At 45.9% G+C, this 15,868-nt stretch carries 18 protein-coding genes; 6 read left to right on the top strand and 12 right to left on the bottom strand.

What is annotated here, in order from left to right; translation table 11 throughout:
- Positions 1-16 precede the first annotated feature (16 nt).
- A complete protein-coding gene (locus MC7420_RS03920; RefSeq protein WP_063711999.1) occupies positions 17-1,096 on the top strand; it encodes an Rpn family recombination-promoting nuclease/putative transposase in 1,080 nt (359 codons plus the stop codon).
- Between the two features lie 202 nt (positions 1,097-1,298).
- Here the strand turns inward: MC7420_RS03920 and MC7420_RS03915 are convergent, their stop codons facing one another.
- From MC7420_RS03915 to MC7420_RS03885, 9 genes are all read right to left on the bottom strand, one after another.
- On the bottom strand, positions 1,299-1,769 hold the full coding sequence (locus MC7420_RS03915; protein ID WP_006098697.1) for a GNAT family N-acetyltransferase: 471 nt from the start codon (positions 1,767-1,769) through the stop codon (positions 1,299-1,301).
- A gap of 64 nt (positions 1,770-1,833) precedes the next feature.
- The gene (locus MC7420_RS39135; protein ID WP_157453021.1) at positions 1,834-2,121 is read right to left on the bottom strand and encodes a hypothetical protein; all 288 of its coding nucleotides are present in this window, start codon (positions 2,119-2,121) and stop codon (positions 1,834-1,836) included.
- 38 nt (positions 2,122-2,159) lie between these two features.
- Complete coding sequence (locus MC7420_RS43210; protein WP_006098542.1) at positions 2,160-2,291, bottom strand: hypothetical protein; 132 nt, start codon at positions 2,289-2,291, stop codon at positions 2,160-2,162.
- Positions 2,288-2,521: a DUF433 domain-containing protein gene (locus MC7420_RS03910; RefSeq protein WP_006098613.1), complete on the bottom strand. Its 234-nt coding sequence runs from the start codon at positions 2,519-2,521 to the stop codon at positions 2,288-2,290. Before MC7420_RS03910 ends, MC7420_RS43210 begins: the two co-directional genes overlap by 4 nt.
- Before the next feature lie 206 nt (positions 2,522-2,727).
- Positions 2,728-3,459, bottom strand: coding sequence for a TVP38/TMEM64 family protein (locus MC7420_RS03900; protein WP_006098457.1), 732 nt, complete (start codon positions 3,457-3,459; stop codon positions 2,728-2,730).
- A gap of 136 nt (positions 3,460-3,595) precedes the next feature.
- Entirely contained in the window at positions 3,596-4,570 is a 975-nt protein-coding gene (locus MC7420_RS03895) for a hypothetical protein (protein ID WP_006098614.1), read from the bottom strand.
- A gap of 334 nt (positions 4,571-4,904) precedes the next feature.
- Complete coding sequence (locus MC7420_RS03890; RefSeq protein ID WP_006098623.1) at positions 4,905-5,423, bottom strand: phage tail protein; 519 nt, start codon at positions 5,421-5,423, stop codon at positions 4,905-4,907.
- Entirely contained in the window at positions 5,424-5,582 is a 159-nt protein-coding gene (locus MC7420_RS39130; protein WP_157453020.1) for a hypothetical protein, read from the bottom strand.
- Positions 5,583-5,585: 3 nt separating this feature from the next.
- Complete coding sequence (locus MC7420_RS03885) at positions 5,586-7,286, bottom strand: CHASE2 domain-containing protein (RefSeq protein WP_006098417.1); 1,701 nt, start codon at positions 7,284-7,286, stop codon at positions 5,586-5,588.
- A 527-nt stretch (positions 7,287-7,813) separates the two neighbouring features.
- Between MC7420_RS03885 and MC7420_RS03880 the strand changes: the two genes are divergently transcribed.
- Complete coding sequence (locus MC7420_RS03880) at positions 7,814-8,701, top strand: DUF928 domain-containing protein (RefSeq protein ID WP_157453019.1); 888 nt, start codon at positions 7,814-7,816, stop codon at positions 8,699-8,701.
- Positions 8,702-8,856: 155 nt separating this feature from the next.
- On the top strand, positions 8,857-9,696 hold the full coding sequence (locus tag MC7420_RS03875; RefSeq protein ID WP_006098403.1) for a DUF928 domain-containing protein: 840 nt from the start codon (positions 8,857-8,859) through the stop codon (positions 9,694-9,696).
- Between the two features lie 95 nt (positions 9,697-9,791).
- On the opposite strand, the gene MC7420_RS03870 is transcribed toward MC7420_RS03875, so the two are convergent.
- The 3 genes from MC7420_RS03870 to MC7420_RS03860 form a co-directional block, all read right to left on the bottom strand.
- A complete protein-coding gene (locus MC7420_RS03870; protein ID WP_006098716.1) occupies positions 9,792-10,778 on the bottom strand; it encodes a 3'(2'),5'-bisphosphate nucleotidase in 987 nt (328 codons plus the stop codon).
- 555 nt (positions 10,779-11,333) lie between these two features.
- Positions 11,334-12,140, bottom strand: coding sequence for an inositol monophosphatase family protein (locus tag MC7420_RS03865; protein ID WP_006098607.1), 807 nt, complete (start codon positions 12,138-12,140; stop codon positions 11,334-11,336).
- A 136-nt stretch (positions 12,141-12,276) separates the two neighbouring features.
- On the bottom strand, positions 12,277-13,761 hold the full coding sequence (locus MC7420_RS03860; protein WP_044204775.1) for a BCD family MFS transporter: 1,485 nt from the start codon (positions 13,759-13,761) through the stop codon (positions 12,277-12,279).
- A gap of 261 nt (positions 13,762-14,022) precedes the next feature.
- On the opposite strand from MC7420_RS03860, the gene MC7420_RS03855 reads away from it, so the two are divergent.
- From MC7420_RS03855 to MC7420_RS03845, 3 genes are all read left to right on the top strand, one after another.
- On the top strand, positions 14,023-14,274 hold the full coding sequence (locus MC7420_RS03855) for a hypothetical protein (RefSeq protein ID WP_044204771.1): 252 nt from the start codon (positions 14,023-14,025) through the stop codon (positions 14,272-14,274).
- Positions 14,271-14,501 (top strand): hypothetical protein, encoded by a 231-nt coding sequence (locus MC7420_RS41125; protein WP_006098479.1) that lies wholly within the window; start codon positions 14,271-14,273, stop codon positions 14,499-14,501. The genes MC7420_RS03855 and MC7420_RS41125 overlap by 4 nt, the downstream gene beginning before the upstream one ends.
- 145 nt (positions 14,502-14,646) lie before the next feature.
- Entirely contained in the window at positions 14,647-15,588 is a 942-nt protein-coding gene (locus MC7420_RS03845) for an aldo/keto reductase (RefSeq protein WP_044204993.1), read from the top strand.
- Positions 15,589-15,868: the final 280 nt, after the last annotated feature.

Genomic DNA, 15,868 nt, shown 5'->3' with positions numbered 1-15,868 from the left:
AAAGCCCAAGGAAAACGTGAAAACTGACAGCATTTTTTATCGCTTGTTCAAAGGGTTTCCCAGTATCTTCTTTGAACTGATCAACCAATCCCCAGAACAAGCCGAGATGTATGAATTCACATCCCGTGAAATTAAGGAACTGTCATTTCGACTCGATGGGTTGTTTCTGCCGAAGAATGAACAATCAAACGAACCCTTTTATGTGGTCGAGGTTCAGTTTCAACCGGATGAGAATTTATATTATCGTGTATTTACGGAACTGTTTATTTTTCTGAAACAATACAAGCCAGCCAATCAATGGCAGGTTGTGGTCATTTATCCCACTCGTCGGATTGAAAGGGAACAACCGTTACACTTTAGGGAACTTTTCACCCGGGTTACTCGGATATACTTAGATGAGTTAGGAGAGGAGGCATCGGATTCTTTGGGGGTTAATGTTGTTAAGCTAGTGATTGAGAGGGAAAAGACAGCCCCGAAGCAAGCAAAGCGCTTGATTGAACAAGCCCAAGCCCAGATAACCGATGAGACGACAAAACGAAATCTGATTGATTTAATCGAGACAATCATCGTTTACAAATTACCGCAAAAAAGCCGAGAGGAGATACAAGCTATGTTCGGGTTAAGTGAACTCAAACAAACCAAGGTTTATCAGGAAGCTCAAGAAGAAGGCAGACAAGAAACCAAGTTAAAAGCCATACCCCGCCTAATGCAGTTAGGGTTGAGTGGGGAGATGATTGCGGAAGGATTGGATTTGCCTGGGGAAGTGGTTCAACAAGCCGCACGGTTATTTGCTGAACAAAATGTTGTGGTTTTTATTGAACTGTTACAGCATCAACGATCGCTTTTTTCGCCTCAAGACTTGGCTGATTTGGCTGAGTTAATTGAACCGTTACCCGATAAGATAGAAGATCTATCTGAGGCGATCGCACAATGGTGTAAGCAGGATGGACATTCCCCACAGCGTCAGGCTTGGCGTGATCTTGTCTCTGGTAAGGTGAATGCAATGGTGGAGGAATTATTGGCGACGAATCTTGCATCCCTGGAAACCTTGGAACCTTCGGTTAATAAAGCAAACCTACAACAGGCGATTGAGTAGGCATTGCCCACCTACCATCTGCGGTTGCTGCCTTTTGCTTTTAGATCAACTCTTGGCAGTTGAATTCAGCTAGATTAGGGCACGATAGTATTGTGCCTCTACCCCATCAATTATCCCTAACGTAGGGGTACGGCATTGCCGTGCCCTATTGTCTCAAACTCTGCACCGTAATCCGCGTACCTGCGATACAAGGCTGAAAAAGTTAAGGGATGAGGGTAAATCGTTCAACCAAATAGCGCTGAAACTCCACCCCTTGACGTTCGACAATCTCTCGATCATAAACCTGAAAACCAAACCTTTTAAACAACCCCAAACTAAACTCACTCGCTTCTGCATATAAGCGCTGAATCCTGTGACGTTTAGCATAATCCAAGAGAATGTCCATCAGCCGAGAACCAATCCCCTGATGGATGCGATCGCGCCGCACATAAGCTGAGAGAATATGACCATCATCAGCTATTCCCGCAAAGCCGAGAATCCCAGTTTCATCCACCGCCACAAATGTTGTCCCTGACAAAATGAACTCCCGAAACCCAGCCGTATCCTCAGCAAACGACGCCCAGCTATGAGTTTGAGCATCAGAGTAGAATTGAGGCGCGATCGCGAGTACCGTTTCTTGATACAGTTTGGCTAATTCGGGACTATCCGAGGCTTGAGCAATCCGAATCCTCATAACTCTCTATCAGTGTAAAATTAATCGTCCCACCCAATCACCGACAGAGTAATACAATGCCGGGTCAATGTCTTGATTTAAGGGGATAAAAAGGCGGTTGATTACCCCCCGGCTGATTTAGGGCGTAACTTGACTCTTGGGGAACGGCAGGTTGGGGTTTCGGGGAAAAATAGAGTAGCGCGATCGCACAGATTATACCTAAGAGTCCCAACATCACCCACTTAAACGTTCTCATGTCCGTTCCATTCCGCGATCGTCGTTTGAGCCAATTTTCCCATATAGGGTTTTCATTTGAGATGTGAAACTCACGATAGTGGACAAAAGCAATAGGCAATAGCAGGAGTGTGAGCATCTTGCTCACTACTGAACTAACACAGTTAAAATTCGGGATTAGATGTGACCAATAGCTTTGGGATTCGTGCAGAGACTACATTCAATCCAGCGCGATAAATGTCGGGGAATATCGTGATTATCTAAGAAGTACAGGGTGGGCGGAAGTTGAGCATCGATCCAAATCTTCATGCGGTTAGTCGAGGAAAATCAGTACGTCGTGCTGCAAAGACTAAACAAGCTTGGATATCTGCTAGTTCTAAATCAGGGAAATCTTCTAAAATTTCAGAAATGCTAACATTTTCTGCCAACATCTCTAAAATATCGGTGACTCGAATTCGCATTCCTCGAATACAGGGACGACCACCACATTGACCCGGATTTTGCGTAATTCGGTTTAGTAATTCAGGAGTTAAACTCATAACCTTTTTGAGTCTTAATTAGTTATTTTTTTCTAATTAATCATAGCAGATAAAAACCCCCCAAGGTTTTGATATCGCGGTACTCAATCAACTCGTCCGGTTTAGCCATCCACCTATTGCCGTGGTTGTACGCGAACCCCTTGCTAATTGCCAATTCCCCCAATTCGTGGAAAGCGATCGCAATCTCATTACCAAGTTTCAGCGGGTTAGACTTCTTCCTGTACAACAGTTTCAGCTAAAGCTTTCTTGGCAAGATAGGTGAGGTAGACTGTTACCGCAATCGTCGCAATTAAACCAATGATCCGAATCACCCATTTAGCGATTTGAGTTTCCTGTGTGGTGGGTTGATTAGACATATTGACTGTGGCTAAATTGCTAGCCAAGGAACCGATGTAAACGTACACCAGGGTGGCTGGAATCATGCCAATGGAACCCAAAACATAGTCTTTTAAGGAAACTTGGGTAACGCCAAAGACGTAATTAAGGAGGTTGAACGGAAAGATAGGAGAAAGGCGAGTCAGCAGGACAATTTTCCATCCTTCTGTCTTCACTGCTTGATTAATCGCTTTGAATTTATCATTGCTCTCAATCTGTTTACAAACCCAATCCCGCGAGAGATAGCGTCCAATCAGGAAAGCAAAAATGGCTCCAAACATTGCCGCGATCGTAACATAGATTGAACCCCAGAACAAGCCAAACAAGCAACCCCCTTTTAATGTCAAGAGAGAACCCGGTATAAATAGCAGTGTTGCTACGTTATAGATGATCATATACACAATAGGGGCTAAGACACCCAGACTGTCAACCCAAAGTAAGAAGGCTTGCAAAAGTTCCCGAAGGTCAAAATGTTTAGTGGCAATAATCAGAAGAACAACTACACCCCCGATTAGTACCAGTTTCAGCTTTGAATTTAAGCGATATTTACTGAGTTGAGCCATTTTATTTTCCTTAATTTTACCATTGTTTTCTCTGCTTCCCTTCTATAGAAATGGAGGTAGTTAACCTAAATCTAGTATCAGCTATAGATTGTTTTTGATTAAATAATTATAGTTTAAATTGCATGTTATAAAAAACTTAACGACGATAACGTTCTCGCTCAATTTGCAACCGCTGTCGGACTAACTGGTAGACTTCCTGTGCCAACATCCGCAAATTAGATTCACTGACGAGTTCTGGTTCGGTGGATTGGGAGGATTGAGCGACTGTTGATGAAGGTTGAACCGTTACTCTAGGAGTTTGATAGGTTTCAGAAACTGTTTTTGCTTCCGCTTCAATTGAATTCGCCACATCACCAGATGTTTTTCTCGGATTAGCATAAATAGGACGAAATCCTTCTGGGGTAAACATGAACCCTTCGATATCTTCATCATCGCTATCCTGACTAGAAACAGAACTATCTTCACCAATTAATTCAGCCAAACTCTCCCAAGCGGTTGGTGTAGTTTGACTAGAGGATTGACTATCTAGATTTAAATCTGAATGACTCTTGTCTAAAGAGATTGAGTTCAATCGTGAGAAACTTAACTCAGGTAAACGATTCTGATCATTCTCAGAACGACTTAAGGACAATTCACCTAATTCCTGATCGATTGAAGTTTCAAAAGTAAGGTTTAACACCTGCAAAGATTGAAGAGAAGACCGACCTAAACTATGAAATTGACCTAAAGGAATTATGGTGTTTAAATCTTGCCAATTCAAAGGAAGTTGTGGAAAAGATTTGGCTTGATTAACTTTTGGGTAAAATGCCGATATTTCGTTGTTGTCCTCACCAGAAACCCGGTTTCTGGGAATACTTGACCGTTGGGTGTCGTTCCTCAATCCAACGCCATCGTTAGCTTGAGCATTTTCTGCCAACCTGACAGATTCCTTTTCCTCTGTTTGAGAGATAGCCGCTAATACAGTTCTACCCGTGGAAGAAAGTATGTCTAAGTTATGAACATTTGAGTTAGCCAATAGCCCTAGAGTGGGCAATTTACCGGGCATTTGTCCAAGAAATTTAGCCGACAGTAATGGCTTTTTTATCCCCAGTGATAGTTCTGAAAATTTCATCAATTCTTTTAAGCTTAAAATTTAGTCAGAGCAAGTTTTAGGTACAATTATCACGAACAGTCCTAAACCGAATGGCACTAAAATAAGCATTTCATTTAGGGAGTGCCAAAACCCTTGATATACCGTAGGGTGGGTTGAGCGAAGTCGAAACCCACCAGCCTTAAGTCAGTGACATTCTTCCTAAACCTGTCCTTCAAAACGTGCCATGGCACGTCTCTAAGTAGGTTGGTGGAAATACCAAATTTTTGTCAATATTCCTCAAACCCTTACAAATGACAAATGACAAATGACGATTCTCACCATTAACTTTACTTTTTCCCACCAATTGACCTAGTTAGTTACTGGGGAAATAGCCAGTGTTAGCACGTTGTAAATTGGTACTGGCACCGCCGCCACCTTGCTCGGCGACAACCTTTAAGCCTTCGTAGGCAAGGGTTAATTCCTCAATCGCTATGGTGCTAGAACTCGCTTGTAAGGCTGGCGTTTTCCAACCGACTGGAATCGCACCAATTAATGTCCAACATTGCATGGTTTCTCCGGCTTGATTAAAGACCAAAATGTTGACATTACGTCGTTCTTTTTTACCAGGATTGAGCGTCTTGTTAATCCAATCCCAAAACACTAAATCTTCGGTAATTCCCCGCTTCAGAGTAACATCATCAAATTTGGCTTGCTTGAGGAAGATACGTTGCTGTTCGTTGACTCCTCCCTCAAAATAGACTTCTTTATCAATCTGAACCCCCAAACCCGAACACTCGCTAAATGAAGCCGTAATCTGACTTTCAATTTCGATGTAAAATCGATTAGCGGTGACATAGTTAAGTTCGTGGGTGATATTACCGTTGTCAGCCATTTATAGTAACCCTCTGTAGTTTTTATGGCGTTCGCGTTGCTTCCGTAAATCCTCTTGCATAAGCTGATACACTCGATCGCTGAGTTTCCGCAAGAGTAAAGGATCTTGGGATACCTTGGCAGCAAGTTTTAAGAGAATCGTTCGTTGTTCCTGGTTCATCGTTTATCTGTTTCTCATCCGTCTTCCCCGACTTTGTAATTGTGAGAGATAACTTTCGTCTTCTGGGTTAAATGCTTGTTTTTTAACCGTGGGCATTCTCCCGGACGAACCGTTCGTTGTCTGCTCAACATCTTCAACCTCGTCCCGTTCCACCTCCACCCGGTTGAGCTGATGTCTTAATACTCTCGCTCGTTGCAGGACTTGTTGGTATTGACCGAGTTCTGGAACTTCTTCCCAATTGAGTTCTACTTGATCCGTGACTGTATTGTTATAGGTTTTAGGCTTGGTGATTTGGCGGCGACGTCTGAGTTGATCAGCTCTGATCTGAATGTCTTGAAAGCTATCAGTTTCTAAGATTTGGGCGACTTGCTCTTCTTTTTGAGTTTCGTCGATTTCAATGTTGATTCTCAGCAGTTTCTTAACTGTTTTTGCCACAACTTGACCGTAGCGGTCAATAATGACAACGCTAAAGGTGGTTAAGACTAAGCCGACGGCTGGCGGAACTAACGGTATCCATCCCGACTGCTGGACAAATAGAGCATAGCAAATACCATACAAAATACCACTGCCTACTATTGCAGCCGGAAGCAGAATCCAAGGACGGCGAATTTTCCAAGCCAAGGTTCCGCCAACAACTGACCAGAGAAAAATCCAGAGAATTTCAGTTCCTTGTGACCAATACCAAATTAAAGGACGACCCTCTAAAACGGTAGTCATAATTTGACTGACAACTTGAGCATGAAGGACTACCCCAGGCATTAACACTCGATCCTGAGCGGCTGCACTAAAGGGTGTGGCAAAATCATCATTCGCTGTGCTGGCGGTGTACCCGACCAAAACCACTCGGTCTGTGACGAGATTGGGATCAATGTTGCCTTCTAAGACATCAGTCAGGGTTACTTGTTTAATGGCATTCTCACCTGACCAATTGATCATGATTTGGTAGTCAAACGCACCTGTGTAACTATAGTTACCTGATTGGTCTTCTAGAGGAAGGAATATCGTGGAATCCAACTTGATGAATTCCTCTGGGGTGGTTAATTCTTCTTCGATTCCCTCTTGTTCCAGATATGACGTAGCTAACCGAAACGGTAAGGAATAGAGGAGGCTATCCGGATCTTGACACAGATGGGGATTTTCTGGGAGTGGTTCCACAAACGGAGGAAATGAAACTAACGCCGTGCGGCGAATGACTTGATCCCGATCAAGCTGCATATCGGCAAAACCAACCCGTTCTGGGGGAGTTCCAGGGGCGGGTGGTGTTCCGGGTTCAGTCGCAGAACTCATGACGCAGGCGGCGACCATGTTATCGTTTTGCTCAATAACCTGAATTAAATCCTCACGACCTTCGCCAATAGGCACATCCCGTCCAATGTCAATCCCGATCGCACGGGGTTGATAGTCTGCTAGTTTCTTGAGTAGCGTCGCTAATGTGGCATCCGTTATCGGAAACTGGTTATAGTTTCGGATATCCTCTTCGCTAATCCCCACTACTAACACGCGATCGCTTGGCTCAGATTCTGGACGCGATCGCACGAGTTGGTCATACGCTTTCAATTCAGAGCCTTCTAACGCCCCCAACTGTCGCAGTCCCACAATCACCCCTGTAACAACAACACTCGTCAGAACGACTGTGCCGCCAAATGCCATGATTCCCTTACCTACGGGATGTTGGGTGAAAAATGAACGCATTTCAGACATCATCTTGGTATTGCCTCCTGTTTCCCTGAGGGTTAATTCACTGACAACGCCTACTTTACGGCGGAGTTTTTTTGAATTCTGAACCTTGGATTCGGATAATCAAACTTAATATAAATTAACGTGAAGTTAAAACACTATAGCCACTTTCAAAGTGTCTCCAGATATTCATCACTTTTTTTAAAGAACTGTAATGATACTAGAGTTTACAGACGAATCAGATAGAATATTAGTATATAATATAGTACCCAGGCAGTTTATTGTTGTCATAGGGTTTAAATTGTACACTGAGCTAGCTGAGACGGTGAAGACGCTGATTACCCATCACCTTGGCTGAGTCGCTATAAATAAAAAAATGAGGTAACCTGGTTTAGCGTCACTATACACTTTACCGCTACAACAGGAAACTTTGCCGAATAGAGAGGAGTCGGTCTGTAAATGAATACGCTAGATAAATACACAGACTTGGCTCTAGCTCTCTACTACCGCGTTAATGAAAATTGTATCCATTACTGCCACTGGCAAGGAGTAACATGAAAAAGCCCTCTATATATCTTAAAACGTTTTCCCTGATGTTGTCTCTGGGATTAGTGATGAGTGCCAGTACCCTGGCGATCGCTGGTCTCAAACCGAGTTCCTCTAATCAGGAAAATCAGAAGCTTTCAGAAACGTTAGTCGCGGGGAATAAAGGTCTACGCTTCCGACGGCGGAGAATGCGAGCCTCTCGGCGCAGAACTGGAGGGTTCTCGCGGGGAGTCTGCAAAATAGGGGATGAAGAAAAGCAGGTTAATGTAACAGCATTATTACCACAACTTCAAAGTAAGGAGTTGCCAGAAGATACCCAAGAATCGTCCACCAATGTTCAGATTCCCGTTGAATTAACAGTCGAGGAAACTCCGACGTTCTTAGTTCATATCACTGAGACTGAGGCAGAGGAAGCAGTATTCACGCTGATAACTGAAGACGGGAGTGAGGTTGTTTATGAAACAACTGTTTCTCTGGACAATCAAACTCCCGGAATTGTCAGCATTAGCATCCCAGAGTCAGATCCGGCTAATCCAGATAATGAGTTGTTACAAGTGGATCAAACCTACAATTGGTTTGTAACCATTCCTTGCTCTCTGGCTGATTGGAGTCAAAATCCTACAGCAGAAGGCTGGGTGAAGCGAGTTGCCAAGGAAGAGTCTTTGCAGCAAGAGTTAGCCAAAACCCCAGACATTGATCACCCGAAAGTATTTGTGGAGCATGGCGTTTGGACAGAAGCAGTGAGTTCACTGGCGAAATTGCGAGAGCGTTATCCGAATAATCCTCAAGTTCAAGCGGATTGGAAAGATCTCTTAGAATCGGTGGGGTTAGAAAATCTCGTTGCAGACCGTTCTGTTAATAGTCCTGAGTCAGCTGAATCTGGGGTTGAAAATTAACACCCTCCAAACACTGATTCCTACAAGGATATGACATACACCTTAAAGGGAAAAGCTTATCCTCTTTTCCCGACCTAGAGACGTTCAGCCGGAACGTCTCTACATACATATACAGAATAGATTTGTCTCAAGTGCTGCCATTGGCAAAACGTAACATGAAAAAGCCCTCTATCTATCTGAAAACATTTTCCCTGATGTTGTCTCTGGGATTGGTGATGAGTGCCAGTGCCATGGCAATCGCTGGATTCAAACCAAATTCTTCCAGTCACAATCATCAGAAGCCTTCAGAAACCCTCTTCGCTGGAAATAAAGGTCTGCGATTTCGTAACCGAAACATTAGAGCGTCTCGGTGGAGAACCGCAGGATTCTCGCGAGGTTCGGGTATGTGTTACGGAGAGGAAGTCGAAGTCACACCGTTAGTACCAGAAGTTGCGGAAAAAAACACAATTCCAGTTGAAGTAACGGCATTACCGAATCCGACATTCTTGGTTTACGTGGGTGAGACTCAAGCCAAGGAAGCAGAATTTGCATTGCTGAGTCCAGACAAAGAGATTATTTATCACGAAATGGTTTCTTTAAACGAAACGCCAGGAATTGTCATGTTCACTCTGCCAGAACCGATGACAGAGGAAGAGGAGCTACTCAAGGAATCGGAAAAGTACCAGTGGGTATTTTCCCTCAGTTGTGAGCAGGGGGGTGATGCTTCTGGAAATTTGACGGTCGAAGGGTGGGTTGAGCGTGTTTCTCCAGAAACCGAACTTGCTCAAAAGTTAGCCAATGCATCAGAACGGGAAAAGCCAGCTATTTTTGCTGAATATGGCTTCTGGATGGATGCAGCAGGTATATTGGCTCAGTTACGTCAGGATTATACTAATGATCCTCAAGTTCAAGAGAATTGGCAATCTGCCTTGAACTTTGCCGGTCTAGATCAACTGATTGAAGCACCGTTGGTGAGTCATTCTGGGTCACCTGTTGAAACCAATGCTGAAAATTAAGGCGCTTGACTAAAGGTTGTGAGTGATAGGTTCTAGGGAAAAGGTTAAACCTTTTCCCTTTTTGATCGCTAACAGACGTTATATCAGCAACCTTTTTACACGCTCGCCGTTTCTCGCAAGGCGTCCAACACGGTATCGTGAATCACACCATTGCTGACAATGACCCCCTGATTATCCGAAAGTTTGGCACCCAGAGAAAAGTTGAGGGCTTTCCCGTACATATCGGTCACCCGTCCGCCAGCTTCCTCAACCACAATCGTTCCCGCCGCATGATCCCAAATCTTTTCCCGGTAGTCTGGAGACTTGGGTGATGGCAAACGCAGGTAAAGCGATGCACGACCCGATGCGACTGCACCATACTTGGCTTGAGAGTCCATCCGCAACGAAGGCGTCGTAATGCCTACGGCTTTGGCAACTGCATCCTGTCGTGAGTGATCCCCGTGACCGGATTCCACGCTCTCGACAAAGCGCATCGCCTCCTGACTATCAGCCTTTGTTACCTGAATCGGCTGAGGTTCTCCGCCCGATATAGGAACCATGGTTGCTCCCTGACCCCGTACCGCTACAAATAAGACACCCTTTTCTCCATCAGGTTGATCTGGGGAAACGGGTAGGGCGGGACAAACTAGAACACCCAGTTTCACTTCACCCAGTTCTACCAGTGCTAAAGCCACAGCATATTGGTCTTGACGCAGAAACCCTTTTGTGCCATCGATGGGGTCTAATGTCCAATAGCGCCCACCAATCTGACTATTACCGCGATCAATCCAGTCCAATACCTGATCCGGTGTCGCATCACCAACGACAGATTTGACGTAGTGACTTACCCGATTCAATTGGTCAGCCATTTCGGGTTGACGCAACTGGGACGCATCTTCTTCACCCACCACTAGGTCATCAGGAAACGCCATCGCTAACGCTCGACAGATAACCGCCTGGGAACCCAAATCCGCCACCGTGACTGGACTCTTATCGCTCTTTTCCATGGCTTCAGTCACCTGTTCTTGGCGAACTTGCTCACACAGTTTGGCTGCTGTCAGCGCTGCCTCAATAGCTACCTGTTTTTCTTGCTCGTAAGACATGGTAAATCTCTATTGCTCCATAATACTCTCAAAAAACCTGGCTAAGGACGGGAAGGGAAAACACCCAATTAAGCGGCTTTAACCCATCCTTACCCCAAACCCCTATTTTTTATGCGGGTAACGAGGGCAATCGCCATCGTGGGGGCTTGCTTAAAAAACTCTTATTCGTGAGCCTTTCAACGTTGATACCCTGCTACTGGTAGAGAAGCCGCTTCCCGTATTACCTTGAGTACCGTTTGGTTGCACCCTTGGGCTAGGTTTAACTTTCCCGATGTCACCACTGATCACGATCTGCCCTTTCCCTGTAGCCGGATTAATCTGTACAGTAGCAAATGGCTAGGAGCGATCGCTGTAACGTATTGCCGCTTCCATAATGACCTCTCGGCAGAGTGATCATCAAGTTCTCGCCAAGATTTCAGGGGAGCAGGGGGTGATGGGATGAGGGGGTGATGGGGAAGCAATGTTCCTTTCCGTGCCATGGCACTATGGCGAGCGTGGGTTGTAGAGACGTAGCATGCTACGTCTCTACTCCGGTAAAACGTCTGGGTGGGGGAGCTAATTTTGTTGGATATAGGATTTAAATACATCCACTAATTCAGCACGGCTGACAATCAGCGTAGGAAACGATCGCCCACCATAATCTTGACCTGCTTTCAACGGGAAAATTGGGTCTGACTCCAACGACACCCAAACCGCACCTGCGGCTTTCACAATCACCCACGCCCCAGCAATATCCCAAATTTTGGGTGTTGCTTCCATCCCGCCCAGAACCGCTCCTGTGGCAACGGTGATGAAGTTATAACTGGCAACCCCTAACATGCGAATTTTACAGGGGAAGGGTTGCTGTAAGAGGGAGGTACTGCGAGAGCAAAGGTTGAAAAAGTGGTTACTACTGAGTTCATCGGGGCTACTGTGGATAGAAAACTCATTCATAAACGCCCCAGGGATGATATCCGGTAATCCGGATTCCCCCGCCCAAAAACCATGAAAAGATTGTCCAATGGGAGGGAAATGGACATATCCAAACACAGGTGTGCCATGATACAGCAAGCCCAGAGAAATCCCCCAAATCGGGATGCCTCGGGTAAAGTTAGTCGTACCATCTAAGGGATCGATAATCCAACACCACTCTGTATCTGGAAAGCGATGTTCCCCTTCCTCACTGAGGATTCCGTGACTAGGAAACCGAGACGCGATCGCCCGACGAAGTGTCTCATCCGCCCAATGATCCGCTTTTGTCACCAAACTCCCATCCGCTTTCTGCGACGCCTGTACCTGGCGAAAATCAGGTAGGAGTTGGCTACCGACATGGTTAGTAATCTCTTTAGCAAAGTCAAGTACAGACGCCCAAAATTCCTTCATTGGTTAAACATCCATTACATAATCCCTCATCCGGAGTTCCAGGACAGAAATTGTCACACCCCAAATTAGGTCAGGGCGGGTTTCGTTACATCTGGGTCAACCCAAACCGATAATCCTCAAACCCGCCCCTACAATATTATCCGTCTAAATCGTTTTCCATAACCGTCGCGATCGCTTGCTTGGTATTATCCCGAAATTCTTGCACGTTCACTCGTCCCAAAAACCAAATCGCGGCAATCATGCCTACGGCTTGCAAGGCAAATACCAAACCATACGCTAACACAGGTGCGGTAAACAAGGCTTCTCCAATGGACAACACCCAACCGCCGATAAAGGTGGCTAACCCCCGCGCCATCGCTTGGGCTAATCCCCATGCGCCAATAAAGGTTCCGGCGGTTTCCGCTGCTGTTAAATCCAGCATCAGACTTAATCCTCCCGTGGTGGTGATTCCCGCCGCTAGACCAAATAACAGCATCGCCAGCTTCAAAATCTCCCCCTGTTGCGTAAATCCGGCTAGAATAATCAGGCAGAAGCTAATGGCTACGGATAGACATCCCAATTTCGTCGTATTCTGCTTACCGATACGAGGTACGACTAAAAACCCGGTGGTACTCACACCGATTAATGTGCCTAAGCCCCAATAGGAGTTGAGCCGAGTCGTTTCACTAATGGGCATGCCAAAGACATCCGCGCCATAAGGTTCTAACACGCCTTCCTGCATAAACAGGCTAATTGTCATCACCAGTAAAAAGGTGAAAAATAAACCGGTTTGGCGACTGGCGGTTAACACTTTCAGCGCTCTACCCAAGGTAACTTGGTCTTCTCGCTCGACTAAACTCGAACGGGAGGCGTAGCGAGAGTATTTTTTCTCAATTCCTAGAGTTGCCAGCAGGGTTAATCCGATAACCACTAATGGAACGATGATAAACAGACGATTGAGGGGAGTCTGTAATGTGGCTAAGGGTGATGAAAAAACCTCTGCACTAACCTGTGAGGCGGTTTCTGCCGGATCAAGGCTTTTGAGCAAGATTCCCCCAGTAATCCCGCCAATAATAATACCCACCATCAGCATTGACCAGGTTGTGCCGATTAACTTGGAGCGATTGTCCTCATCCGAAACATCCACCAGCATGGCAGTAAACGGGGTAGAACTGGCACTCAGGGCTAAACCATAGAGGGTAAAAATTAATCCCAATATCCCTGTCCAGCCTAATATTTCGGTATTTAATGTCCAGCCTCCCGCCGTTTGTACGGCTGCACCCAGTTGCCACATCACCTGAACCGCCAAAAAAGCCGCGATCGTAAATCCGGCGGTGCCAAGCCAAACATAACCACTGCGGTGATATCCAAATAGGGGTTTAGCATCAGAAAGTTGACCAAACCAAATTCTAGCTGGGGCAACCAGTTGATGCATGGCTAATACCCCCGTAGCATAAGCGGGATTAATCCCCAGTTCGCTAATCATTACCCGGTTGAGGATACCCAAGGTGAGAATCGCCATAATCCCTAACCCCATCTGGAATAAACCCAGGCGGAACATGGTTAAAATACTGATTCTGGGCAGGGGTTTGTCTGGGGATGAGGGAGTGGACGAGGATTGAGTAAAATCACTGGTTTCCATAGCCGTTAAGACGCGATCGCTTTTTCTGGATGACCTTATAAAACTATACGTTTCCTGAGGGTCTGTAACCAATAAACCCGATAAAATCCAAGAAATATGCACAAATGTAACAAACTCAGAAATCTCTGGTGCGGGGAGGTTATCGGAATCCTCTAGGCTTTCAACTGGGAAAATGTGGTTAATGCCCCTTAGTTGACAATAGTCCGACGAGCAAGGATAGAGAAAGATAGAATAAACGTAAATTTTGGCTCGGCAAAGACTATGGCAACCTCCATCCTTGACCTATCTCCAGAACTTGAACAACAACTTCTGGGTCTCCCACCCAGCGACAAACTTCGCCTCATCCAACTGCTTGCCCAAAGTCTCAACGATATTTGGAATAGCCCTTCCCCAGAATCCTCCACCCAGCTTTCCGAGTTTTTTCGCTGCTCTCCCTTGGCTGAAGTCGCTGCGACTGGAGAACTCGACCTCAGTCGCGATCGCTCTGTCCCAGGCGATCGTTTTGTCCTATGACCTATCTCCTTGATACCTGCCTCATTTCCGAACTGGTTGCTAAACAGCCCAATCAGCGAGTTGTAGACTGGCTTGATGCCCAACCCCTCGGGAGCATCCCAATTTGGCAGCAGTATCACGCCGGGGAGAGGGGAGTAAGAGAATCCGATCCCCCTTCTCCCCACGGACCGGAGTTGGGGTTAGGGGATGAGGGGGAAAATGTCAAGGAGTATATAGACACAGCTTAAAACCTTGTCAGTATTAGTTTGCACCTTAAGTTGACACCAATGAGCAGTGCTGTTCCCCTACAGGCAGCGCCTGTGCCAACTCGCTATCTAACCCGATACAATAAACATTAAGAAATGTAACAAACTCAGAGCGCAGGGAATGACAATACAGACAACCACCTTAGCTAAAGATGGTCCCACCCTAACCAGTGTCGGCATTGGTACTTGGGCGTGGGGCGATACACTGTTTTGGGGCTACGGCAAAGATTATGGAGTATCTCAGGTAAGAGACGCCTTTGCCGCTACCCTAGATGCGGGAGTCAGCTTTTTTGACACGGCGGAGGTGTACGGCTTGGGAGAATCCGAGTCGCTGTTGGGACAGTTTATGAAAGAATTCGGACGTCCAGCCCAGATAGCTACAAAATATTTCCCGGTTCCCTGGCGGTTTACATCACAGTCCGTGTCTGACGCTTTAACGGCTAGCTTAAAACGGTTACAGGTTGAGCAAATAGAACTGTATCAGGTTCATTCTCCCTTTAGCTTCTTCATGAGTCAAGAAACCCTAATGAATGCACTGGCGGATGAGGTGCAACGGGGGAGAATTGCCAGCGTGGGGGTGAGTAATTACTCCGCTGAACAAATGCGGGAGGCGCATGGTTATCTAGCCGCTAGGGGAATTCCTTTAGCAGTGAATCAGGTGCAATATTCCCTCCTGGAGCGGAAAATTGAACGGAATGGGGTTTTGGATACAGCGCGGGAGTTGGGGGTGACGATTTTGGCGTATAGTCCTTTAGCCCAAGGATTATTAACTGGGAAGTATACCCCAGAAAATTACGTGAAACCCACAGGGGCGCGTAGTCTTGATCCGCGTTTCAGTAAAGGGGGGTTAGAGAAAATTGCCCCTGTGATTAAACTGTTGCGCCAATTGGGGGAAAAATACGATCGCACGCCTGCACAGGTGGCGTTAAATTGGTTAATTGCCCAAGGTGTCGTGCCAATTCCGGGGGCGAAAACAGCCCAGCAAGCCCAGCAAAATGCCGGGGCGTTGGGGTGGAGTTTAACGCCTGAAGAGGTGGAACAGTTGGATCAGGTGACTCGCGGTTTTTGATGGTGCAGGGGAGATGGGGTGATGGGGAGATGGAGAGATGGGGGAGTTCACTCAAAATTGAATAAGGGCGGGTTTTGCCAAAAAATTTAGGTAAAACAATTCAAGTTTGTCCCTAAACCCGCCCCTACAAACTATATCCCTTGAGCGAAGCGAAGGATCAAAACTCAAAACTTCCCAGACGTACTACACATAGCGCAAACGGATTAATTTTTCAAGCTTTGACGCTATATCTGACATAACCTATAGTCAAGGTTTAGCAACAATTAACAGCAGATTATCA

The sequence above is a fragment of the Coleofasciculus chthonoplastes PCC 7420 genome (assembly GCF_000155555.1).
GTDB lineage: Bacteria > Cyanobacteriota > Cyanobacteriia > Cyanobacteriales > Coleofasciculaceae > Coleofasciculus > Coleofasciculus chthonoplastes_A.
The sequence above is the reverse complement of the archived record's forward strand: the minus strand, read 5'-3'. Positions and strand labels throughout refer to the sequence as shown.